At 71.3% G+C, this 21,875-nt stretch carries 19 protein-coding genes; 9 read left to right on the top strand and 10 right to left on the bottom strand.

Going from position 1 to position 21,875, the window contains the following annotated elements; translation table 11 throughout:
* The first annotated feature begins 157 nt into the window (after positions 1–157).
* The 6 genes from OG990_RS29620 (at position 158) to OG990_RS29595 (ending at position 6,367) form a co-directional block, all read left to right on the top strand.
* Entirely contained in the window at positions 158–1,759 is a 1,602-nt protein-coding gene (locus OG990_RS29620; protein WP_406077855.1) for a protein kinase family protein, read from the top strand.
* A gap of 43 nt (positions 1,760–1,802) precedes the next feature.
* The gene (gene sigM, locus OG990_RS29615; RefSeq protein ID WP_406081934.1) at positions 1,803–2,522 is read left to right on the top strand and encodes an RNA polymerase sigma factor SigM; all 720 of its coding nucleotides are present in this window, start codon (positions 1,803–1,805) and stop codon (positions 2,520–2,522) included.
* The gene (locus tag OG990_RS29610; protein WP_406077854.1) at positions 2,519–3,547 is read left to right on the top strand and encodes a hypothetical protein; all 1,029 of its coding nucleotides are present in this window, start codon (positions 2,519–2,521) and stop codon (positions 3,545–3,547) included. Before sigM ends, OG990_RS29610 begins: the two co-directional genes overlap by 4 nt.
* Positions 3,548–3,724: 177 nt before the next feature.
* Positions 3,725–4,675 carry a thioredoxin-disulfide reductase gene (trxB, locus tag OG990_RS29605; protein WP_328421993.1) on the top strand — a complete coding sequence of 317 codons (951 nt, stop codon included), beginning with the start codon at positions 3,725–3,727 and terminating at the stop codon, positions 4,673–4,675.
* A gap of 31 nt (positions 4,676–4,706) precedes the next feature.
* Entirely contained in the window at positions 4,707–5,030 is a 324-nt protein-coding gene (trxA, locus tag OG990_RS29600) for a thioredoxin (protein ID WP_007453873.1), read from the top strand.
* 170 nt (positions 5,031–5,200) lie between these two features.
* A complete protein-coding gene (locus OG990_RS29595) occupies positions 5,201–6,367 on the top strand; it encodes an N-acetylmuramoyl-L-alanine amidase (protein ID WP_355601153.1) in 1,167 nt (388 codons plus the stop codon).
* 33 nt (positions 6,368–6,400) lie between these two features.
* On the opposite strand, the gene OG990_RS29590 is transcribed toward OG990_RS29595, so the two are convergent.
* Positions 6,401–7,066: a GNAT family N-acetyltransferase gene (locus tag OG990_RS29590; protein ID WP_328421998.1), complete on the bottom strand. Its 666-nt coding sequence runs from the start codon at positions 7,064–7,066 to the stop codon at positions 6,401–6,403.
* 293 nt (positions 7,067–7,359) lie between these two features.
* Between OG990_RS29590 and OG990_RS29585 the strand changes: the two genes are divergently transcribed.
* Both OG990_RS29585 and OG990_RS29580 read left to right on the top strand, forming a co-directional pair.
* The gene (locus tag OG990_RS29585) at positions 7,360–8,673 is read left to right on the top strand and encodes a PLP-dependent aminotransferase family protein (protein WP_406077853.1); all 1,314 of its coding nucleotides are present in this window, start codon (positions 7,360–7,362) and stop codon (positions 8,671–8,673) included.
* Between the two features lie 7 nt (positions 8,674–8,680).
* The gene (locus OG990_RS29580) at positions 8,681–9,685 is read left to right on the top strand and encodes a D-alanine--D-alanine ligase (protein WP_386986226.1); all 1,005 of its coding nucleotides are present in this window, start codon (positions 8,681–8,683) and stop codon (positions 9,683–9,685) included.
* A 113-nt stretch (positions 9,686–9,798) separates the two neighbouring features.
* Here the strand turns inward: OG990_RS29580 and OG990_RS29575 are convergent, their stop codons facing one another.
* The 9 genes from OG990_RS29575 to rpmH form a co-directional block, all read right to left on the bottom strand.
* Positions 9,799–10,815 (bottom strand): hypothetical protein, encoded by a 1,017-nt coding sequence (locus OG990_RS29575; protein WP_406077852.1) that lies wholly within the window; start codon positions 10,813–10,815, stop codon positions 9,799–9,801.
* Between the two features lie 2,016 nt (positions 10,816–12,831).
* Positions 12,832–13,845, bottom strand: a complete 1,014-nt coding sequence (locus OG990_RS29570) for a ParB/RepB/Spo0J family partition protein (protein WP_386986220.1) — start codon at positions 13,843–13,845, stop codon at positions 12,832–12,834.
* A 27-nt stretch (positions 13,846–13,872) separates the two neighbouring features.
* Positions 13,873–15,192: an AAA family ATPase gene (locus OG990_RS29565; RefSeq protein WP_386986218.1), complete on the bottom strand. Its 1,320-nt coding sequence runs from the start codon at positions 15,190–15,192 to the stop codon at positions 13,873–13,875.
* Positions 15,193–15,448: 256 nt separating this feature from the next.
* Positions 15,449–16,156 carry a 16S rRNA (guanine(527)-N(7))-methyltransferase RsmG gene (gene rsmG, locus OG990_RS29560; RefSeq protein ID WP_355601353.1) on the bottom strand — a complete coding sequence of 236 codons (708 nt, stop codon included), beginning with the start codon at positions 16,154–16,156 and terminating at the stop codon, positions 15,449–15,451.
* A 157-nt stretch (positions 16,157–16,313) separates the two neighbouring features.
* Positions 16,314–16,928: a protein jag gene (locus tag OG990_RS29555; protein ID WP_406077851.1), complete on the bottom strand. Its 615-nt coding sequence runs from the start codon at positions 16,926–16,928 to the stop codon at positions 16,314–16,316.
* Between the two features lie 211 nt (positions 16,929–17,139).
* Positions 17,140–18,126: a membrane protein insertase YidC gene (yidC, locus tag OG990_RS29550; RefSeq protein ID WP_406077850.1), complete on the bottom strand. Its 987-nt coding sequence runs from the start codon at positions 18,124–18,126 to the stop codon at positions 17,140–17,142.
* Positions 18,123–18,416: a membrane protein insertion efficiency factor YidD gene (gene yidD, locus OG990_RS29545; RefSeq protein ID WP_328422013.1), complete on the bottom strand. Its 294-nt coding sequence runs from the start codon at positions 18,414–18,416 to the stop codon at positions 18,123–18,125. Before yidD ends, yidC begins: the two co-directional genes overlap by 4 nt.
* On the bottom strand, positions 18,413–18,829 hold the full coding sequence (gene rnpA, locus OG990_RS29540; RefSeq protein ID WP_328422015.1) for a ribonuclease P protein component: 417 nt from the start codon (positions 18,827–18,829) through the stop codon (positions 18,413–18,415). The genes yidD and rnpA overlap by 4 nt, the downstream gene beginning before the upstream one ends.
* Before the next feature lie 34 nt (positions 18,830–18,863).
* Positions 18,864–19,001, bottom strand: a complete 138-nt coding sequence (gene rpmH, locus OG990_RS29535) for a 50S ribosomal protein L34 (protein WP_007453904.1) — start codon at positions 18,999–19,001, stop codon at positions 18,864–18,866.
* 630 nt (positions 19,002–19,631) lie between these two features.
* Between rpmH and dnaA the strand changes: the two genes are divergently transcribed.
* Positions 19,632–21,461, top strand: coding sequence for a chromosomal replication initiator protein DnaA (gene dnaA, locus OG990_RS29530; RefSeq protein WP_406077849.1), 1,830 nt, complete (start codon positions 19,632–19,634; stop codon positions 21,459–21,461).
* The last annotated feature ends 414 nt before the right edge of the window (positions 21,462–21,875 follow it).

Raw genomic sequence — 21,875 nt, 5'->3', positions numbered from 1 at the left:
CTCCCGACTCCCGGCACCCCGCCGGGCACGGCGGGAAGATGACATGTCGGAGAGACGGGCAACCCGGGTAAGGTCGCTCTCGACGGGTACGGCAGGCGCCGACGCTGCGCGTCGACACCGGTCGGCCGGTTCCTTCGACGGCAGAGCGGGAAGCCACATGCCCAGCAGTTCGGGTCCATCGATCGGCACGATCACCGAGGGAGGACGGGTGACCCAGGTCGGCGAGGGTCAGGAGGCGGACGAGAGCGCTCCGCCGGTCATGACCTTCGGTGCTCCCACGGCCGGTGAAATCCTCGCCGAGCGGTACGAGTTGGTTGAGCACATCAACAACGACAGCGCGGGTCGGCTGGTCTGGCGCGGAGTCGACGTTATCCTGCGCCGCCCCGTCGCGGTGGTGCTGCGCTACCCGGGTGGCGACTCCGCCACCGAAATGCTCCAGGCCGCCGTCGCGGCCAGCCGGGTCATCCACCCCAACCTGGTCGGCGTCTACGACGCGATCGACGAGGCCGAGCGGGCGTACGTGGTGCGCGAGTGGGTGGACGGTCAGTCCCTGCGCGACCTGGCGACCGAAGGTCCGCTGGACCCGGCCCGGGCCACCGCGATCGGCAACGCCGTCGCGAGCGCCCTCGCCGCGGTGCACGCCACCGGAATGGTGCACGGCAACGTCCACCCCGGCACGGTCATGATCAGCGCCGAGGGCCGGGTAGTGCTGGCCGACGCGCGCACCGACGGCGCCGACAGCCAGGAGAACGACATCCGGGCGGTCGGCGGCATCCTCTACTTTGCCCTGACCGGGCACTGGCCGCACGCCGAGGCACCGCTGCGCGGCGCCACCGCCGGCCACGGCCGGGCCGCCATCCCGGACGCGGTCCGGGACGCCAGTGGCGGCATCGCAGCACCCCGCCAGGTCCGGGCCGGCGTGCCCGCGTACCTGGACGACCTGACCATGGACCTGCTCGACGCCGAGATCGCGCCGCCGTCGTCGGACGTGCTCGCCGCCGAGTTGGCGCGGCTGGACGTGCCGGCCGAGGAGGAGCACTACCTCGACAACAGCGGGCCGCTGCGGTTCGCCGCCGACACCGAGGAAGAGCCCTCTCCGCTGGCCGCGGCGGGCGGCCGCAAGGTCGCCGTGGGCATCGCCGGCCTGCTGGCGGTCGCCCTGGTCGGTCTGCTGATCGGGATCAGCGCGCTGGGCGATGACAAGGAGCCACAGAACAACGCGGCGGCCACACCCACCTCCACCGCCCCGGCCGGTGAGACGACCCCGGCCGCCGCCACGGTGCGCAAGTTGACCGTGAAGGGCGTCCGGATCATCGACCCGGACAGCAAGAACCGCAGCGAGGTCGACGGCGCCAACAAAGTCATCGACGGTGACGAGGACAAGGGCTGGGAGACGGAGACGTACAACCGCCCCAACTTCGGCAATATCAAGAAGGGCATGGGGGTCTGGCTCGATCTCGGCGAGCCGCACAGCGTCAAGTCGGTGCAGGCGGTGCTCTCCGGGACCGGTGCATCGGCCCAACTGCTCTACGGCACTGCCAACCCGCCGTCCACGTCCAGCGGCGACAAGCAGCTCGTCGCGGGCTACAAGACGCCGATCGGGCAGCCGTTCGAGGAGCACGACGGCACCACCATGACGTTCAACGGCTTCGACGCCGACCAGAAGTACCAGTACCTGCTGTTCTGGATCACCGAGCTACCCCCGTCCGAGGGTGGCTTCAAGCTCGGGGTGCAGGAGATTACGGTCCAGGGTTCGTGAGCCGGGCAGCACAATCCGGGCACCGCATCCGCTGGACGCGGTGATGAACGGGCGCGACGCCGCAACGGACCTGGAGTTGCTGCGCGCCCACGTCGACGGGGACCGGGACGCCTTCGCGGTGCTGTTCCACCGGCACCGTGACCGGCTCTGGGCGGTGGCCCTGCGGACGCTCGGCGACCGCGAGGAGGCCGCCGACGCACTCCAGGACGCCCTGCTGTCCGCGCATCGGGCCGCCGGCCGCTTCCGGGGTGACTCGGCCGTCACCACCTGGCTGCACCGAATCGTGGTGAACGCCTGCCTGGACCGGATCCGACGCCGGCAGGCGCACCCCACCGTGCCGCTGCCCGACGGCACCCGGACCGAGGGCGGGTCGCGCACCGGGGGCGTGGAGCCGGCCGCACCGGCACAGGACCACGACACCGCGTTGGTCGTCCGCGAGGCGCTTGCCGCACTGCCCTTCGAGCAGCGCGCCGCCCTGGTGCTGGTGGACGTGCAGGGCTACCCCGTCGCCGAGGTGGCCCGCATCCTCGGTGTCGCCGAGGGGACGGTGAAGAGCCGCTGTGCCCGGGGCCGGGCCCGGCTGGCGGTGCTGCTCGGGCATCTCCGCCCGGCCGCCGGCGGGGGGACGCCATCGGCCCACCCGGGCCCGACCGGCACGGTCGCAGACGTGCCCGGCGTCACCAAGGGGAACCCCCGCCCTGCGGAGGGCGTCGGATCGGGGTCGGGCCGGTTCCGGCGGGACGCCAATCAGGAGGACACGTGACGACCGAGGGGTTCAGGGAGGTCGACGACGACCTGCTCGCTGACTACCTCGGCGGGGCGTTGGACGGCACGGAGCAGGCGGAGGTCGCTCGGCTGGTGGACGCGGACCCGGCGTGGGCCCAGGCGTACGCCCTGCTGGCTTCTGCGGTGACGGAGGTTCGCGCCGACCTCGCCCGGTGGGCCGAGCCGTCCCCGGAGCTGCCGGCGGCGCTCGCCGAACGGCTCGCCGCCGCGCTGGCCGCGGCGGACCCGGTGCTCGACGGCGCAGCGGCCGACGAGGACACCACCGGCGGTACGCCCACGGTCGAGCCGGATCCGGACACCGCCACTCGGGTGGTCGTTCCGGTACAGGGCGGCAGCGGTTCCGGCCGCCGACCCAACGGCCCCTCCCCGACCCAGTCGGGGGGCGGCACACCCACCGGTCCCGGTCGCCGGCGGCGACGCTGGGCCCGGCGCGGCGCGCCTGCGGTGGCGGTCGCGGCCGTCGCCGTCCTCGCGGTGGGGCTGGGGCTCAATCAGCTGTCGATGAACGCCTCGGACACTGCCGGCACCAGCGTCCTGAACCAGCCGGCCAGCGCGCCCGAGGGTGCGGCGGCGGCCGGTGCGGTACGCACCACCGGGCCTGCACTGCGCAGCGGTACGGACTACACGCCGCAGACGCTCGCCGATGCCGATGCCGATGCCGATGCCGAGCCGTCCGACGGTCAACGGACCAGCAGTGCTCCGGACGGGCAGCCCGGGGTGGCGGCCGAAGGTGGCCGTCGACCCACGCCGGGCGGCCTGGACCAACTGGCCCGGTTGACCGACGAAGCCGCGCTGACCACCTGCCTGGCCGACGTGGCCGCCGAGCACGGCGCCGCCCCGCTGGTGGTCGAGGTGATCGACTACGCGGAGTTCCGGGGCGAGCCAGCCCTGGTGATCCGGTTCACCGACGCGGCCGGGGGCCGTTGGGCCTGGGTGAGCGGCCCGGAGTGCGGGGTCCCCGGGTCCGGCTCGGACAAGCGGTATTCGGCGCGGGTAGGGTGAATCCGCGGTCACTGGCGGGATGACCGTCCACGTGACCTGACCCACCGGATGCCCGTCTCGGGAATCCCCGGTTCGTACGATGACGTTCTGGAAGTCAGTTCCGGCGACCCTAGGCGTCGGACTTGGATCGGCATCGGTGCGCGCCGAAGCCGAACACACACAACTCGGGAGACGGCAGTGGACGAGGTCCGCAACCTGATCATCATCGGCTCCGGGCCGGCCGGTTACACGGCGGCCGTCTACGCCGCCCGCGCCAACCTGAAGCCGCTGATCATCGAGGGCGCGCAGTCGGGCGGCGCGCTGATGACCACGACCGAGGTGGAAAACTTCCCCGGCTTCGCCGACGGCATCCTCGGCCCCGAGCTGATGGACAACATGCGCAAGCAGGCCGAGCGGTTCGGCGCCGAGTTCCTCACCGACGATGTGACCCGGGTCGAGCTGGTGGACACCGGCGACGCCGGCGCCGACGCGGTGAGCACCGTCTGGGTCGGCGAGACCGCCTACCGTGCCCGCGCCGTCATCCTCTCGACCGGTTCGGCCTGGCGCCCGCTGGGCGTCCCGGGCGAGCAGGAGTACCTCGGCCACGGCGTCTCCTCGTGCGCCACCTGTGACGGGTTCTTCTTCCGCAACCAGCACATCGTGGTCGTCGGCGGCGGCGACTCGGCGATGGAGGAGGCCAGCTTCCTCACCCGCTTCGCCGAGTCGGTCACCATCATCCACCGGCGCGACTCGTTCCGGGCCAGCAAGATCATGGCTGACCGGGCGCTGAACAACGAGAAGATCAAGGTTGAGTGGAACAGCACCGTCGAAGAGATCCTGGGCGCCGACGGCAAGGTCAGCGGCGTACGGGTCCGCAACGTGCACTCCGGCGAGACCAAGGTGTTGGACGTGACCGGCGTCTTCGTGGCCATCGGCCACGACCCCCGCAGTGAGCTCTTCCGCGACCAGGTCGAGATGGACGACGAGGGGTACGTCAAGGTCCAGGCCCCCAGCACCCGGACGAGCGTGCCCGGTGTCTTCGCCGCCGGCGACGTGGTCGACCACACCTACCGTCAGGCGATCACCGCGGCCGGCACCGGTTGTGCCGCCGCGCTCGACGCCGAGCGGTTCATCGCGACGCTCAGCTGAAACAACGAACACATCCCGGAGGAGGGGCATAGTGGGAAATACCAAGGCGGTCACGGACGCGAGTTTCGTCGCTGACGTGCTGCAGGCCGACAAGCCGGTTCTGGTGGACTTCTGGGCCGAGTGGTGTGGGCCGTGCCGCAAGGTGTCGCCGCTGCTCGAGGAGATCGCGGGCGAGATGGGTGACCAGGTCACCATCGTCAAGCTCAACATCGACGAGAACCCGGAGACCGCCCGGGCCTACCGGGTGATGTCGGTGCCGACGCTCACCGTGTTCAAGAACGGCCAGCCGGTGCAGTCGATCGCTGGCGCCAAGCCGAAGGGCGAGCTGGTCCGGCTCATCGAATCGGCCCTCTGACCAGCAGAAACGTCACCGAACCCCGTACCCGGTCGCCGGGTGCGGGGTTCGCTGTCTTCCGGGCCACGCCGTCGGGAGTTTTTCCAGGCCGAGCCACCTCGCCGCCCCGGAACGCATAGCCTCAAGCCTGGGCCGCCCGGCCAGCCAACATCGTGCAGAGGGGGTCGTGCGTGCGTCCGATCCGATCCGGTGACCGGGGACCCGCGGTCACGGAGATCCGTACCATCCTCACCGGCCTCGACCTGCTCACCTCCACCGCCGACCCAGCCGTCGACGAGTTCGATCTCGACACCGAACGTGCGGTCCGCGCGTTCCAGCAGTCCCGCGGGCTCAGTGTGGACGGCCGGGTCGGGTCGGAGACCTGGTGCGCCCTGGACGCCGCCCGCTGGAGGCTCGGCGCCCGCACCCTCTACCACGCGGTCCCCGAGCCGCTCACCGGCGAGGACGTCCGGTCGCTCCAGGAGCGACTGCTGGAGATGGGGTACGACGTGGGCCGGGCGGACGCCATCTACGGCATCCGGACCTCACGGGCGGTCGCCCAGTTCCAGCGCGAGGTCGGTCTCACCCCGGACGGCTCGTGCGGGCCGCACACCATGAACGCCCTGCGCCGGATCGGCCGCAAAGTCGTCGGTGGCCGCCCGCAGTGGCTGCGCGAGTCCGACGCGATCCGGCAGTCCGGGCCGGCGCTGGTCGGCAAGACGGTCGTCATCGACCCCGGCCACGGCGGCACCGACCCGGGCATGGTCGTACCGGACGGGCCGCTGCGCTGGACGGAGGCCGACCTGGTGCACGACCTGGCCAGCCGGCTGGAGGGGCGGCTCGCCGCGTCCGGGGTGCGGGTGCAGCTCACCCGGGGTCCGGCGCCCGACAGCTGCCTGCCGGACACGGACCGCGCGCTGCTGGCCAACTCGCTCGGCGCCGACGTGTTCATCTCACTGCATCTGGACGGGCACGCCAACCCGGACGCCGAGGGCGTGGCGACCTACCACTACGGCACCAACAACGGTGTGACCTCAGCGACCGGTGAGCGGCTGGCCGGTCTGGTGCAGCGGGAGATCGTCGCGCGGACCGGGCTACGGGACTGCCGTACCCACGCCAAGACGTGGGACCTGCTGCGGCTGACCCGGATGCCGGCGGTACGGGTCGAGGTCGGCTACCTCACCTCGCCAGCGGACCGCGCCCGCCTGATCGATCCCCGATTCCGGGACCGGGTGGTGGAGGCGATCGTGGCTGCGGTGCAACGGATGTACTTCCCGATCGAGCTGGACGTGCCGACCGGCTCGATCGACGTGAGCGAGCTGCGGGCGGTGGTGACCGCCGGCACCGTGGTCGACTGAGACCGGTCGACACGGCGCTGCCGGCGGGCTCGGTCAGCCGCCCGTGGAGCGGGTTGCCGGGGCGGGGCGGACCGGACGGAGCAGGGTGTCCGGGCTCATCGAGCCGAGCAGCTTCTCCAGCGCGTACTCGACGTCGGACTTCCAGCTCAGCGCGGTGCGCAGCTCGAGCCGCAGCCGGGGAAACCGCGGATGCGGACGTACGGTTTTGAAGCCGACGGAAAGGAAGAAATCAGCCGGCGCCACGCAGCCGCCGGCAGGGTCGTCCGCATCGCCGAACTTGGCGTCGCCGAACGCCTCGATCGCCTTGATCCCCCGCTTGGTCAGGTCCCGGGCGACGCCCTGCACCAGCATCCGACCCAACCCGCCGCCAGCGAACGCGGCAACCACGTTGGCGGTCATCAACAGCGCCGCGTCGGCGGAGACCGGGGAGGTGGGGAAGGCCATCGAGCGGGGCACGTAGGCGGGCGGGGCGTACATCACGAAGCCCGCCGGCATCCCGTCGACGTACGCGAGCTTGCCGCAGGAGCCCCACTCCAGCAGCGTCTGGGAGACCCACGCCTCCTTCTCCAGGCCCGGATCCCCGGCGGCGCAGGCCCGGTCGGCGGAGACCGGATCCAGCTCCCAGTAGACGCACTGCCGGCACGGGCGAGGAAGGTCTTCCAACGTGTCGAGGGTCAGGCTGACCAGACGTCGCGACATATGGCGCATCCCCACAATAGGCTCGGTGGTAGACAGCATGGAACGACAGCGCCGCCTTCCTGCCCCCGACGAGCGATCGTACGCCGCCGATCGACGGTACGGGAGGGGACGCGCAGATGCCCACCGCACCGGGGGACAGCGGGGATGGTCCGGGATGTGGGCGGTCCGTCTCCGCAGGCCGGCAGCCTGGCTCCGGCGGGCTAGGATCGACAATCGGTGTCCCCGCCGCCATGGTCGCCAGCGTCCGGGGTACCCGGGGCGGGAGCCACCCGAGCAGCGATCGAGGTGAGGTCATGACCGGCACGACACTCGACGACTACACCGACCGGTACGCCCGGCGGGTACGCGGGATGACCGCCTCCGAGATCCGAGCACTCTTCGCGGTGGCCAGCCGGCCGGAGGTCGTCTCGCTCGCCGGTGGGGCGCCGTACATCGCCGCCCTGCCCCTCGACGCGGTCGGCGAGATGCTCGGCCGGCTCGGCTCCGAGCACGGCGTGACCACCCTCCAGTACGGCATCGGTCAGGGCACCCTCGAGCTGCGCGAGCGGATCTGCGAGGTGATGGCGCTCTCGGGGATCGACGCCGGATGCGGCGCCTCACCCGAGGACGTGGTGGTCACCGTGGGCGGGCAGCAGGCGCTGGACCTGGTGGCCCGGCTCTTCCTCGACCCGGGTGACGTGGTGCTCGCCGAAGGGCCGACGTACGTCGGCGCGCTCGGTGTTTTCCAGGCCGCGCAGGCGCAGGTGGTACACGTCCCGATGGACGCCGACGGGCTGATCCCGGAGGCGCTGGAGATGGCCATCGCCGACCTGGCCCGGGCGGGCCGGCGGGTGAAGTTCCTCTACACGATCCCCACCTACCAGAACCCGACCGGCGTGACGCTCAGCGAGGAGCGCCGGGAACGCGTCCTCGACATCTGCGAGCGCGCCGGCCTGCTGGTGGTCGAGGACGACCCGTACGGCCAACTGGGGTTCGAGGGCGAGGCGCCGGCGCCGTTGCGCGCCCGCCGCCGGGACGGGGTCTTCTACCTCAGCACCTTCTCCAAGACCTTCGCTCCCGGCCTGCGGGTCGGCTGGATCCTGGCGCCGCACGCGGTCCGCGACAAGCTGGTCATCGCCAGCGAGGCGCAGATCCTCTGCCCCAGCGGCTACGCCCAGGCCGCGGTGGCCACGTACCTGAGCACCATGCCGTGGCGGCAGCAGCTCAAGGTCTACCGCGAGGTGTACCGCGAACGCCGGGACGCCATGCTCGACGCGCTGGCCGACCTGATGCCGGAGGGCACCAGCTGGACCACGCCGGCCGGCGGCCTCTTCGTCTGGGCCACCCTGCCCGACGGTCTCGACTCGAAGGCCATGATGCCGCGCGCCGTCGCCGCCCGGGTCGCCTACGTGCCTGGCACCGGCTTCTACGCCGATGGCACCGGCACCGGCACCATGCGGCTGAACTTCAGCTTCCCGCCGCCCGAGCGGATCCGTGAGGGCGTCCGCCGGCTGGCCGGCGTGATGGAGCAGGAGATCGCGATGCGCCGGGTCTTCGGGTCGCCCGGCGGCGCCGCCGGGCGACGTGGCAGGGCCGGTTCCGACGTGCCAGGACCCGACTTGGCATGATGCCGGCATGGGTACGACCGCTGCCGAGCGCTTCCTCGTGACCGATTCCCCCGTCGCGTCCGACCTGCATGTGCTGGTACTCGCCGGCGGGCTCTCCTACGAGCGGGACGTGTCGCTGCGTTCCGGTCGGCGGGTGCTCGACGCGCTGCGCGCCGTCGGGGTGGAGGCCGAGCTGCGGGACGCCGACGTGGCGCTGCTGCCGGCGCTGGCCGCCGACCCGCCGGACGCGGTGGTGATCGCACTGCACGGCGCCACCGGCGAGGACGGTTCGCTGCGCGGCGTGCTGGACCTGTGCGGCATCCCGTACGTCGGCTGCGACGCCCGAGCCTCCCGGCTCGCCTGGGACAAGCCCTCGGCCAAGGCCGTGCTCCGCGAGGCCGGCATCCCCACTCCGGACTGGGTGGCCCTGCCGCACGACCGCTTCTCCGAGCTGGGTGCGGTGGCCGTCCTGGACCGGATCGCCGACCGGCTGGGCCTGCCCCTGATGGTCAAGCCGGCGCAGGGCGGCTCAGGGTTGGGCGCCGGGGTCGTCCGGGACGCCGCGTCGCTGCCGGCCGCGATGGTCGGGTGCTTCGCGTACGACTCCACGGCCCTGGTGGAGCGCTACGTGCCCGGCATGGACGTGGCGGTCTCCGTGGTCGACCTCGGTGACGGGCCTCAGGCGCTGCCGCCGGTGGAGATCGTGCCCCGTAACGGGGTGTACGACTACGCCGCCCGTTACACCGCTGGGCGGACCACGTGGCACGCCCCGGCCCGGCTGGACCCGGAGGTAGCCGCCACGGTGGCCGACGTGGCTCTCGCCGCGCACACCGCGCTCGGCCTGCGGGACCTCTCCCGGGTCGACGTGATCGTGGACGCCTCCGGTCAGCCGCACGTGCTGGAGGTCAACGTCTCGCCCGGCATGACGGAGACGTCGCTGCTCCCGCTCGCCGTACAGGCAGCCGGCCTGGACTTCGGTCGACTTCTCGGCTCCCTCGTGACCCGGGCGGCCACTCGCCGCACCGCCACCTGATCTCGGCGACGCCGCACTCAACTGCCCCGCTGCGAGACCGACTGACCTGGTTATGAGGTTGGCGGGCAGCACACCCCCGGCGACCGCCGCCAACCTCCTGGCCAGGCCGACGATCAGCGGGTGGTGCGCACGTCCTTCGGTGCGCTACGGCCGTCAGTGGGACGGGTATTGGCCGCCGCAGTGGCGGGCGGGGTGTCCGCTGCCGCTGCCGTAACGGTGCCGCTGTCGGGGGCGGTCGGGTTTGCGGTGTCGTCCGCCGGGCCGGAGTCAGTCGAGGCCGGTTTGGCGGCGTCCTCCCCGGAGTCGAGCACCGAATCCGCGGCCGGCATGGCAGCCGGGGCGGTGGCCGCAGCTGCCGGGACGATGCTGGCGGTTGGCGCGGCTGCGGGACCAGTCTCAGCGTCCGTGCCGCCGTCTGCAGGATCGGTGTGCGGGGTGGATTCGCTCGCCGGCTCGGGGATCTCCTCTGCCGCCTCGATGACCGAAACGGCCTCCGCCTCGGCCGCGGCGGCGTCCGCAGCGGCCGACTGGGCCAGCAGGCTTGACGGTGCCTGCCACTGGATGCGGGGCGGCTCAGCGAGCGGCCGCCCACCGAACTCAGCGAGCCAGGCGGCGACGAGCGCCAGATTTTCCCGCCACTGCGCCTCGGAGATCGGCGGCAGGATCGAGTCCCACAGAGACAGGAACGTGCCCCGCAGCTGAAGTCGGCCGTACGGCCGGGCGAGGAACCACATGTGCAGGTGGGCTGAGCCATCGCCCCACCGGTTGACGTGCACCCGCGCCACGCCGTCCAGGGAACGGATGGCCCGCTCCAGACGTACGGTCATCACGCCCAACTCGGCGGCGAGCAGGTTCGGCAGGTCACCCAGATCGAGGTGGGTCCGGGATTCCAGGATGAGCACCATGGGCAGGCCGGTGGGACGGTCCATGGCACGTACGCGCCACCGCTCTCCCACCCAGATGTAGGCGTCGTCGGGCGCGTTGCAGGCGGTGCATTCCCGGAGGCCCTCGCCCTTGCGTGGCGGTTCGACCGGGACCGGATCGTCGAGCTGCTTCACGCGGAGGTCACCCTCGAAGGGGAACGAGGGCCACTGGGTGAAGTCCGGGACTGAGGGAGGGGTGTCGTGCACGACGCTGACCCTAACCGAGTCTGGCACCGCTGTCCCCACCTGTTTGATCGGTCTGGGCCACCCGGATCAGTGTTCATCGTCGATCGACGTACGGGGCACGGCCGCCACGATCCGGCGATATCCACAGGCTGCCGAGATCCTCAACACAGGCCGTCATCCACAGGCTGGCACCCGCTTTCACGCGGTGTTTCACGTGAAACGGGGTGTGCCTGTGGACAACCGGTGTGGATAACTTTTCGGCCCGTCAGTCGTTGCCCGAAAACCGCTCGGACGTGGTGTCGAGTGACTTCGCCGACGTCGGCGTCGGATCGGATGCCCGAGAGTCGATGGCGAGTTGGAACCGCACGGCAACCGACCCGGGCCGGCGACGTTGGCGGGGTGCCGGAGAAGGCTTGGTCTACGGCGACCTGGGATGAGGCGGAGCCGCTGGCGCCCGGCCGTGGGGACGCGCTCGGCGCCGGGGCGGCTCTGGCCCAGGTCGTGATGAGCTTGCTCCGGTGTCCGCTCGCCAACAGGGAACGGGTTCGCCGGTGACGCTCACGCCTGTTCGGGTCTGCCCCGCTCTGCTCCCGCTCGCCGGTCGGCACTGGCCACACCTTCAGGGATGTTGTGGCATCGCGAGAGGTCGAGGCCCCGACATTCCTGAAGTTGCGCGGATTTTGGCCTGGCGCGGCGGACGTGAGGCGAACGAGCGGGCGCGGAAGGACAACCGGGGGTGCCGTTGCTGGGCGAGTCTTGCGACCTCAAACGGTCGCGGTCCTCGGGCGCAGTCCTCGGGCTGTCGCGGGCATCGGACCATGTCACGGGCCTCGGACCATGTCGCGGGCCTCGGACCTGTCACGGGCCTCGGACCTGTCACGGGCCTCGGACCTGTCACGGGCCTCGGACCGTCACAGGCCTCGGGCCGTCACGAGCCTCGGACCTGTCACGGGCCTCTGGTCGTCTCGCACCTCGACTTGCCTGATCGATGGGCGGTGCCCTTCCTGCCCTTCCCGAACGCCCACGGCCTCGGACGGACACGCGGGCTTGGGCTCAGGCGGCGCCTTGCGGAAGACGCGGAGGTACCGGGCGGGGCGGAAGGTTCCAAGAGGCGCGAGCGGGCGGGCGGCGCGAACCGGCAAGCCGTCGGCGCGACCCGGCGGAGAATGACGGGCGCTGAGCGCTCGGCGTGACGCGTGGAGATCGGGCAGCAGCCTGCTACGAGGTCCGTATCGACGCGCGCTGGCGGGACGTGTCGGTGTGACCCTCAGGCGCAGCGGAGCTCAGCCGGCGGGGTACCGACGCGCCGAGTCAGGGGCGCGGAGTCGGTCGCAGATGGAGCCCTAGCGACCGAGCGGCGCGTGGGCGAGTCGCGGAGACAAGCGACGCATGGGCGGCAAGGCGGCCGACGGGCCCGCCGGTTCCAGCACGGCCCGCCCAGTCAGCACAGCCCCGCCGGTTCCAGCACGGCCCACCGAATGGCCGCACGTGGGCACGTGGCGCGAAGGGCCGGCGCGCGAAGGGCCGGCGCGCGAAGGGTCGGCGCGCGAAGCACGCGGGTGAGGCAAGCGGGTGAGGCAAGCGGGTGAGGCAAGCGGGCGCGGCAAGCTGGCGCGGCGCTGGGCACGTCGGGGCCGACCGCGAGGAGGTGACAGCACCACGGCGGCTACTGCAGAGGACAGGTCGACGGCCACAGCGACGATCAGGCTCGCTGGGCGGTTCGGCCCACCAAGACCACCAGACTCGGCGTCCAAGGCGGCAGCGGCCCGCTGAGCGGCGCGCAAGGCACCCTCCGCCGCCTGCCACGACGGCCCGGACGCAGTCGACGGTTTCACGTGAAACGGAGGCTCGGAACACCCCAGCGGGCGGCCAACGGAGATGGCGGGCCGTCTGGCGGCCGCGACGCGTGGTGGCGGAGGTCGGCAGTACGTCGAAGTCGCTCGACGAGACCGCACCCGTTTCACGTGAAACCAACGGGCCCGGATGCAGAACGGCCGCGCATCCCGAGGGAAAGCGCGGCCGCAGAAGGAGGGGCGATCAGTCCCCGGCCTCCTCCTGTTCCACTCCGATGATCCCGACGATCCGCTCCAGGTCGTCCACCGTCGCGAACTCGATCGTGATCTTGCCCTTGCTCCGGCCGATGTCCACCTTCACCCGGGTGTCGAACCGGTCCGACAGCCGATCGGCGAGGTCGGTCAGGGCGGGCGCGTGCGGCTTCTGGCGCCGCTTCGCGGCCTGGCCCTTCGCCGGTCCGTCGTTCAGCGCCAGGGCCACGATTTCCTCGGTCGCCCGGACCGAGAGGCCCTCGGCCACGATCCGCAGCGCCAACTGCTCCTGGGCCTCCGCCTCGTCGAGGCTCAGGAGGGCACGGGCGTGGCCCGCAGACAGGATCCCGGCGGCGACCCGGCGCTGCACCTGCGCCGGCAGGTTCAACAGCCGAATGGTGTTGGAGATCTGCGGTCGACTCCGACCGATCCGGCGGGCCAACTCCTCGTGAGTGGCGCCGAACTCCTCCAGCAGCTGCTGGTACGCGGCGGCCTCTTCCAACGGGTTCAGGTTGGCCCGGTGGATGTTCTCCAGCAGGGCGTCGCGGAGCATGGCGTCATCCCGGGTGTCCCGGACGATCGCCGGGATGTTCTCCCGCCCCACGGCCTGAGCGGCTCGCCACCGCCGCTCGCCCATCACCAGCTCGTACTTCTCGTCGTCGAGCTGCCGGACGACGATGGGCTGGAGGAAGCCGACCTCCTGGATCGAGGTCTTCAGCTCCTCCAGCGCGTCCTCGTCGAAGACCTGGCGGGGCTGCTTCGGGTTCGGCACGATCGCGTCGACCGGGATCTCGGCGAACCGGGCTCCCGGCACCGGGCTGAGCGTCGACTCCGGCTGCGCCACGGTGCCGGTGGGCGTCGCCACCGGTACGTCAGCGACCGTTACATCGTCCACATGCCCGTTCTCCGGATCGGCCGTCACGGTGCCGGCAGCACCCGGCGGCGGCCCGGTCGGGATGAGCGCCCCAAGGCCTCGACCCAGACCGCCCCGAGGACGGTTCTTCATGCCACGCCTCCCAGCGATTCGTCCGCACTACGCATTCCGGCCCACCGGCTCCTTGACGCCCCGCTCGGCGATCTCCTGGGCGGCCTCGAAGTAACTCGTGGCGCCCCGCGAACCGGGATCGTAGGTCATCACCGACTGGCCGTAGCTGGGTGCCTCGGACACCCGGACGTTACGGGGGATGACCGCCTGGAGAACCTTGTCGCCGAAGTGGTTCCGGACGTCCTGCTCGACCGCGTCCGCGAGGCGGGTACGGCGGTCGTACATGGTCAGCAGGATGGTGGAGACATCGAGCTTGGGGTTGAGGTGTTGCCGCACCAGGTTGATGTTGTTGATCAGCTGGTTGAGCCCCTCCAGCGCGTAGTACTCGCACTGGATCGGGATCAGCACCTCCTGCGCGGCGACCAGGGCGTTGACCGTGAGCAGGCCGAGCGAGGGCGGGCAGTCGATGAAGACGTAGTCGAACTGCCCCGGGTAGGCGGCGATGGCCCGGTCGAGGCGGGACTCCCGCGCCACCACCGACACCAGTTCGATCTCCGCGCCGGCCAGGTCGATCGTCGCGGGTACGCACCAAAGGTTGGGGATGCCCTCGACCGCCTGCGCCACCTCGGACAGCGGCATGCTGTTGATCAGGCAGTCGTAGACGTCCGGGATGCCGGTGTGGTGCGGGACGTTGAGCCCAGTCGACGCGTTCCCCTGCGGGTCGAGGTCCACCACGAGCACCCGGTTGCCGTGCAGGGCGAGCGCCACCGCAAGGTTGACGGTGGTCGTGGTCTTGCCCACGCCGCCCTTCTGGTTAGCGACGCACATGACCCGGGTCCGGTCCGGTCGAGGCATGGTCACCTCGCCACTGGGATTCAGGATCTGCACGGCGCGCATCGCCTCCATAGCCAACGGTGGGTCATCCTCTTCGCGCGTCGGGGTTTCACGTGAAACGTACGTGGGGTCGGCCGCCACTGCGGCCAGCGAGTCGGCCGACGCGATCGGCACGTCGTCGACCACTGGCGTGGCGTCCCGGGCTCCCGCCGCAGTGGGTTGTTGCGGAACGGCCGGTTCGAAGCGGACCGCCGCGGCCGTGTTCCGCCGACCCGAGGTCGACCGCACCTCTGCGGCGTTGGCCGGACGGGCCGACCCGTCCGGTGCCCGACGAACAGCGGTCGGATCCGGGGTTTCCGGTCCGGCCGCCTGCCCAGCGGGGTCGTCGCGCAACACCAGCGGATCGCTGTCCGCCGGCCGAGGCGACGACCCGGGCGCGCCGGGCGACCAGCTCGGGTAGTCGGTTTCACGTGAAACAGGGTCGCTGGTTGACCCGGTCACGCGTGGATCGTCGTACCTGCCGTCGTCATGCACCTGTCATCCCTGCCCGCTTCGGATGGTCGGTCCGCGCCCCGGTCAACTTGGCCGCACCCGCGCTCGCACTCCGGAGCGTACGGCCCCTCGGGAGCGGTCGGAGACCTTCGACGCCGCCGCCCGCTCCACACTATCGACGCGCGATCAGCCTACGGCGGACGGGCGCGGCCGGTCCACGTCGGGTTCTCATCCCCTCGTCCATCCGTACCGGTACAACGAGGAAACCCACCGGCCGGACGCCCGATGGCGCGAAGCGTCAGCGGCGGCGGGGGCGTCCCGCCCGGGATCGCTTGTTGGTGGCCGGACGGGGACCGATCATCCGTTCACGGACGATCTCCACCACGGTGGTGGGTGGGTCGATCACCCCGACGCCGCAGAGGTGCAGGGCCGGTTCCCCACCGCCGAGCCGTGCCACGACGTCGGCGTGCTCCTCGATCTCCGTCGCGGCGGATGACCCCTTGAGTGCCAGCAGCCGCCCGCCGCGCACCGCCAGTGGCAGGCTCCACGCCGCCAGCCGGTCCAGTGGCGCGACGGCGCGGGAGGTCACCACGTCCCCGCTGATCGGCTCCCGGCCGCTCGATCCGGTGGCCGCCTCGTCGGCCCGCCCCCGGAACACCCGCACCGTCCGGGTCAGGCCGAGTCGCTCGACAACCTCGATCAGGAACGACGTCCGCCGGGCGAGCGGCTCAATCAGGGTGACCGTCAGGTCGGGGCGCGCGATGGCCAGGACCAGACCGGGTAGACCCGCACCGGAGCCGACGTCGAGCACGGTCGCGTCGGTCGGGATCCGCTCGGCGACGGCGGCGCAGTTGAGCAGATGCCGGTCCCAGATCCGGGGCGCCTCCCGGGGGCCGATCAGCCCTCGGAGCACCCCGTCGGTGGCCAGCAGCTCGGCGTACGCGGCGGCCACGTCGAGTCGATCGCCGAAGAGGGTCACGGCGGCCGAAGCCAGGTCGGGCGGCAGCGCCGCGTCGGCCGGCGACGGGGTGCCGCCGCCCGAGCCGTCCCGCGCCGGGTCGGTGTCGGTGTCCGGGGTTTCGGGCCGGACAGCGGACGGCCCGGGCGGCGTGCCGCCCGGGCCGGTCACGGCATCAGCCGTGTTGTCGTCGTGGGTCACCCGGTCAGTCCGCCGGCCGTACGACGATGCGCCGGCTCGGCTCGACGCCCTCGGACTCGCTCTCCACGCCGGACATGGCGTTGACCACATCGTGCACGCACTTGCGCTCGAAAGCGGACATCGGCTCCAGCCGGACCGGCTCGCCGTACTCCTTGACCTTCTCGACAGCGTTCTTGGCGACCGCGGCGAGCTCCTTGCGGCGGCTCGCCCGGTAGCCGCCGACGTCGAGCAGCAGGCGGCTCGGCGTCCCGGTCTGCCGGAAGACGGCGAGCCGGGTCAGCTCCTGGAGCGCCTCCAGGGTGGCCCCGCGCTGACCAACCAGGTTCTGCAGCCCGGAGCCGACCACCTCGACCACGGGGCGGCCGCTGGCGACCAGCTCGTCGATGTCGCCGTCGTAGTCGAGGATGTCGAGCAGCCCCTCCACGTAGTCGGCCGCGATTTCGCTCTGCCGGAACAGGTCGCCCTCGCCTGCCGCCTTCTTCGTACCGCCGCTGGCGGGGGCCTCGGTGTCGTCGTCGGCCTCCGGCTCGTCGGTCTCGGCGTCGTCGTCCACCGCGAGCGGCGCGGTCTCCTCCTCGTCCAGGGACTGCTCGGCGTGGGGGATGCTGGTCTCGGTCACGGTCTCATCTCCGTACTCGCTCGGCCGGACCGTCGGGTCCGCTGGTTTCCCGGGGCCGGCGGGAGGTCGCCGGTGCCCACGGGCACGTCTGTACGGGCAGTGTCGCCCGTGGCCGCGTCACGCGCGGTCGGTTCCGTCCGGCGCCGGCCATACGGCGGCTGCGCGGTGCGGAACGGGCCGCCGCCGGTTGCCCGACGACGGCCCGGACGAGTCAGCCCTGCCGCTTGGCGGGGCGGCTCTTCTTCGGGTTCACCGGCTTGGCGCCCGGCTTCGGCGCGGCCACCTTGGGCGCGGTCGCCTTGACCGGCGTCTGCGGGGCCGACTTGCCGCGCCCGAACAGGCCACCGGACTTGGCGGGCTGCACGGGGTTACGGACGCCAGCGGGGCTGGTGGTCTTCTTGGCGGTCACCGGCGGCGGGAACTTGCGCAGTACCCACTGCTGCTGACCAAGAGTGAAGAGGTTGTTGGTGACCCAGTAGATGATCACGCCGATGGGGAAGATCGCGCCGGAGATCAGCAGCGACAGGGGGATGCCGTAGAGCATCAGCCGCTGGATCATCCGCTGCTGCGGGTCTTCGGCCCAGCCGGTCTTGAGGATCATCTGACGGCTGGTCAGGTAGGTGGTGCCGATCATGATCAGAACCAGGATGCCGGCAATGACCTTGACGGTGGTGCCGTTGGCGCCGAGGCGGGCCAGCTCGTCGGCGGTGGAGCCGAACTTGCCGGCGATCGGGGCGGTGAAGAGCTTCGCCTGCGAGGCGCTCTCGAACTGGTTGACGGTCCAGCCGTAGAGGTCCTTGCTCTGCTTGGCCGGGTCGAGCCGACGCAGCACGTGGAAGAGGCCGAGGAAGACCGGGATCTGAAGGAACATCGGAAGGCAGCCCATCAACGGGTTGGCCTTCTCCTTCTTGTAGAGCTCCATCATTTCTTTCTGGAGCGTCTCCCGGTCACCCTTGTGCTTCTCCTGCAGCTCCTTGACCTTGGGCTGCAACGCCTGCATCGCCCGCTGCGACTTGATCTGCTTGACGAAGACGGGGAACAGGATCACCCGGACGGTGACCACCAGGAAGACGATGGACAGGATCCAGGCGAAGTTGGTGCCGATCACTGCGCCGACCGGTACCCCAATGGCGTCCCAGGCAGAGTGCCAGGTCAGCAGGATCCACGAAATCGCGTAGTAGATCCAGTCGAGACTCAATTCGGGGCTCCAGTCACATCAGCACGGCGGCGGCCGCCCGGCTCCGGTACCGGGTCATGTCCACCAGGGTGAAAGGGGTGGCAGCGCAGCAGACGCCGCACCGCCAGCATGGCTCCCCGGAGCGCGCCGTGCCGGGCTACCGCCTCCTGGGCGTACGCACTGCACGACGGGTAGAACCGACAGCGGGCCGGCAGTGCCGGACTTATCCACCGACGGTACGCGATGATGGGCGCAATCAGCACCCTGGCACCGGTTGACGTCGGGCGCGGGGCGGTCGGGTCGGCGCTCATCGGGACCGCCGCTCTCGGGGCGACCGGGCAACCGCGATGGCGGCGTCCAGGTCGGCGGTGAGTCGGGGGTACGACGCCTCGGCCGCGGCGGGTAGCGCTCGGACGACCAGGGTGCTGCCGGCGGGCAGGGCGGCCAGCCGCTCCCGTACCAGCGCTCGCAGTCGGCGCCGGACCCGGTTGCGGACCACCGCGTTGCCAACGGCCTTGGACACGACGAAGCCGGCGCGGGCCGGCACGGAGGGCTGCTCCGTACCGATATGCCGCGCCGGCTCCGGCGAGGTCGGTGTGGTCAGGTCAGCGGGCGACGGCACGGTCAGGTGGACCACGACGGCGCCTCGTCCGGCGCGTCGGCCACCACGGACCGCTGCGGCGAAGTCAGTACTGCGCCGCAGTCGCTGTGCGGCGGCCAGCACGACTGCCCACGTCCCCTGGACCGGCCCGATCGGCTCAGGCCGACAGGGTGGTGCGACCCTTGGCGCGGCGGCTCGAAAGGATGGCACGGCCGGCACGGGTGCGCATGCGCAGCCGGAAGCCGTGGGTCTTCGCGCGCCGGCGGTTGTTCGGCTGGTAGGTGCGCTTGCTCACGTCAGGCTCTCCGTTTTCGTACGCGCCCCGCGCGACGGAATCGCCGGGGTCGTGGGGTGGTCCAGGCCACCTCGACGGTGGCCCCCGATCGGTGCTGCCCGGCGGAGCGGGACCTCGGCGATGCGGGAATGCGACCGCGGACAGCAAGCACTCATCACCCTAGCAGAGGGCGAAATTGCGGCCGCTCCAGCCTACGCAGGGGTGCAATGACCGTCAAACACCCCGCACCGGTGGTCATTGGGACGCGCCCGGGACCGAAGGGGCGGTTTTCGCTGATGCCGAGAAGGACCCGGCCGCGTCGCCGGTTGATGGCGCAGGGACAACGCTGTTACCGTGCCCGATTGCGGTGAGCGTCGGATGCTCCGGTCGTCGCGCGCAGGCAAGACCGGACAAGCTAGTGAATCGTTCGGCACGGTGAACCCGCTTCAGCGCCCATTCAGGCAGGGGCAGGTCCCACCCGCGTCCGGCGGGCGGCCACTATCGGTCGGTACACAGGTTGTGGATAACCTGTGGACGACCACTGGTCAACCGTCCGGGTGGGTGATGTTCCACCCGCGCACGCGGCGGGCCCGGGACGGCCGGCTGGCAGACAGCGGCGGCCGGGAGCAGAGGCGAGGGGGTGGCACGACGGTGGCCGGTACGACCGACCTTGCCGCGGTGTGGTTAGCGGCGACCGACGAGCTCGCCGACGAGATCATCTCCGCGCAGCAGCGTGCCTACCTCCGACTGACCCGGCTGCGGGCGATCGTCGAGGACACCGCGTTGCTCTCCGTCCCGGACGCGTTCACCCGGGACGTGATCGAGTCACGGCTGCGCCCGGCGATCACCGAGGCGCTCACCCGCCGGCTCGGCCGGCCGATCCAGGTGGCGGTCACCGTGCGGGTGCCCGAGGACGCCGCGGGCCGCCCGGCCGGGACCGTCTATCGCAGCGCCCCTGAGCCGGGGCCGGTCGACGTCGAGGGTTCGCCTGCCGGGCCGTTCGACGACGACCCTGCCGGACGGCCGCATCCCGAAGGGCTCATCCCCGAGCAGCAGCACCCGGCGCGTACGTCCGAGCCGGGTCCGCCACAGGCGCCGGCCGGTCCGCCCCCAGCGTCGAGCCTCGACGGGCACCGGTCGGGGCTGATCCCGGCCAGCCGGGACGGGCAGGAGGCGCTGTTCAGCGCCGCGTTCGTGGAGCCGCAGCGGTCGCCCAGGTCGAGCCCGGACCGGCGCGGCTACGACGAGCAGGCCGCCCGCCTGGACTCGCCCGGCCCGGACACGCGGCCCTACGAGCCCCGCTACCGGGAAGACGCAGCGTCGCCGCGGGACCAGCACGTGATCCGTTCGCTGCCCCGGGACAGCGGAACGGATAGTGGCCCGGGCCGCAGTGGGGTGGATCACCGAGCGGGTGGCCGCGACGATCGCCGGCTGCCCGGCACCGACACCGGCGGCAACCGGCTCAATCCGAAGTACATGTTCGAGACGTTCGTCATCGGTTCGTCCAACCGGTTCGCCCACGCGGCGAGCGTGGCGGTGGCCGAGTCGCCGGCGAAGGCGTACAACCCGCTGTTCATCTACGGCAGCTCCGGGCTGGGCAAGACGCACCTGCTGCACGCCATCGGGCACTACGCCACGACGCTCGGCAACGCGCGGTCGGTGCGGTACGTCTCGACCGAGGAGTTCACCAACGACTTCATCAACTCGCTCCGGGACGACAAGACCAGCGCGTTCCAGCGGCGCTACCGCGACGTCGACATCCTGCTGATCGACGACATCCAGTTCCTGGAGAACCGCGAGCGCACGCAGGAGGAGTTCTTCCACACCTTCAACACCCTGCACAACGCCAACAAGCAGATCGTGATCACCTCGGACCGGTCGCCCAAGCAGTTGGCGACGCTGGAGGACCGGCTGCGGACGAGGTTCGAGTGGGGTCTGCTCGCCGACATCCAGCCTCCGGATCTGGAGACCCGGATCGCGATCCTGCAGAAGAAGGCGGCGCAGGAGCGGCTCTACGCCCCACCGGACGTGCTGGAGTTCATCGCCTCCCGGGTGTCGAACTCGATCCGGGAACTGGAGGGCGCGCTGATCCGGGTGACCGCGTTCGCCAGCCTGACCCGGTCGACCGTCGAGCTGTCCCTGGCCGAGGAGGTGCTGCGGGACTTCATCCCGGACGGCGCCGGCCCGGAGATCACAGCGGACCAGATCATGGTCTCCACGGCCGACTACTTCGGGGTGAGCCTGGAGGACCTGCGCGGTCAGTCCCGCTCCCGGGTACTGGTCAACGCCCGCCAGGTGGCCATGTACCTGTGTCGCGAGCTGACCGAGCTGTCGCTGCCCCGGATCGGGCAGGCGTTCGGGGGCCGGGACCACACCACGGTGATGCACGCCGACCGCAAGATCCGCCAGCAGATGGCCGAACGGCGCTCGCTCTACAACCAGATCGCCGAGCTGACCAACCGGATCAAACAGAACACCTGAGGGGTACGCCAGCCGACACGACGGCGCGCGCCCCGGGACACGCCCGGCCGGAGATCCGGCCGGGCGTTCTTTTTTGTCTCCGGCGGTGCTCTGGCTTGACCCTCGACATGGTCTAGACCACAGGATCGACGCCGTGTCCGCCTTGATACTCACTCGTTGTCCACAGCTCGTTGTCCACCGTCGGTGGATAACTACGGTCCGTCCTCCGCCGGTTACCCACAGGCTGTGGAGAAACCCTGTGTACGACGTTGTGGATGGCTGGGGACAACGCCGACGTTATCCACCGGCAACCGTCGCCCTGTGCACGACCTGTTGAAGGTTCTGGGGATGACGGCAATGGTGATCTTCTTGGTGGTCCACAGGCATGGGGAGAAAGTCGGTGGATTACCGGTGGACAACCGGTGGACAACGGTG

The sequence above is a fragment of the Micromonospora sp. NBC_00858 genome (genome assembly GCF_045207365.1).
Lineage (GTDB): Bacteria > Actinomycetota > Actinomycetes > Mycobacteriales > Micromonosporaceae > Micromonospora.
The sequence above is the reverse complement of the archived record's forward strand: the minus strand, read 5'-3'. Positions and strand labels throughout refer to the sequence as shown.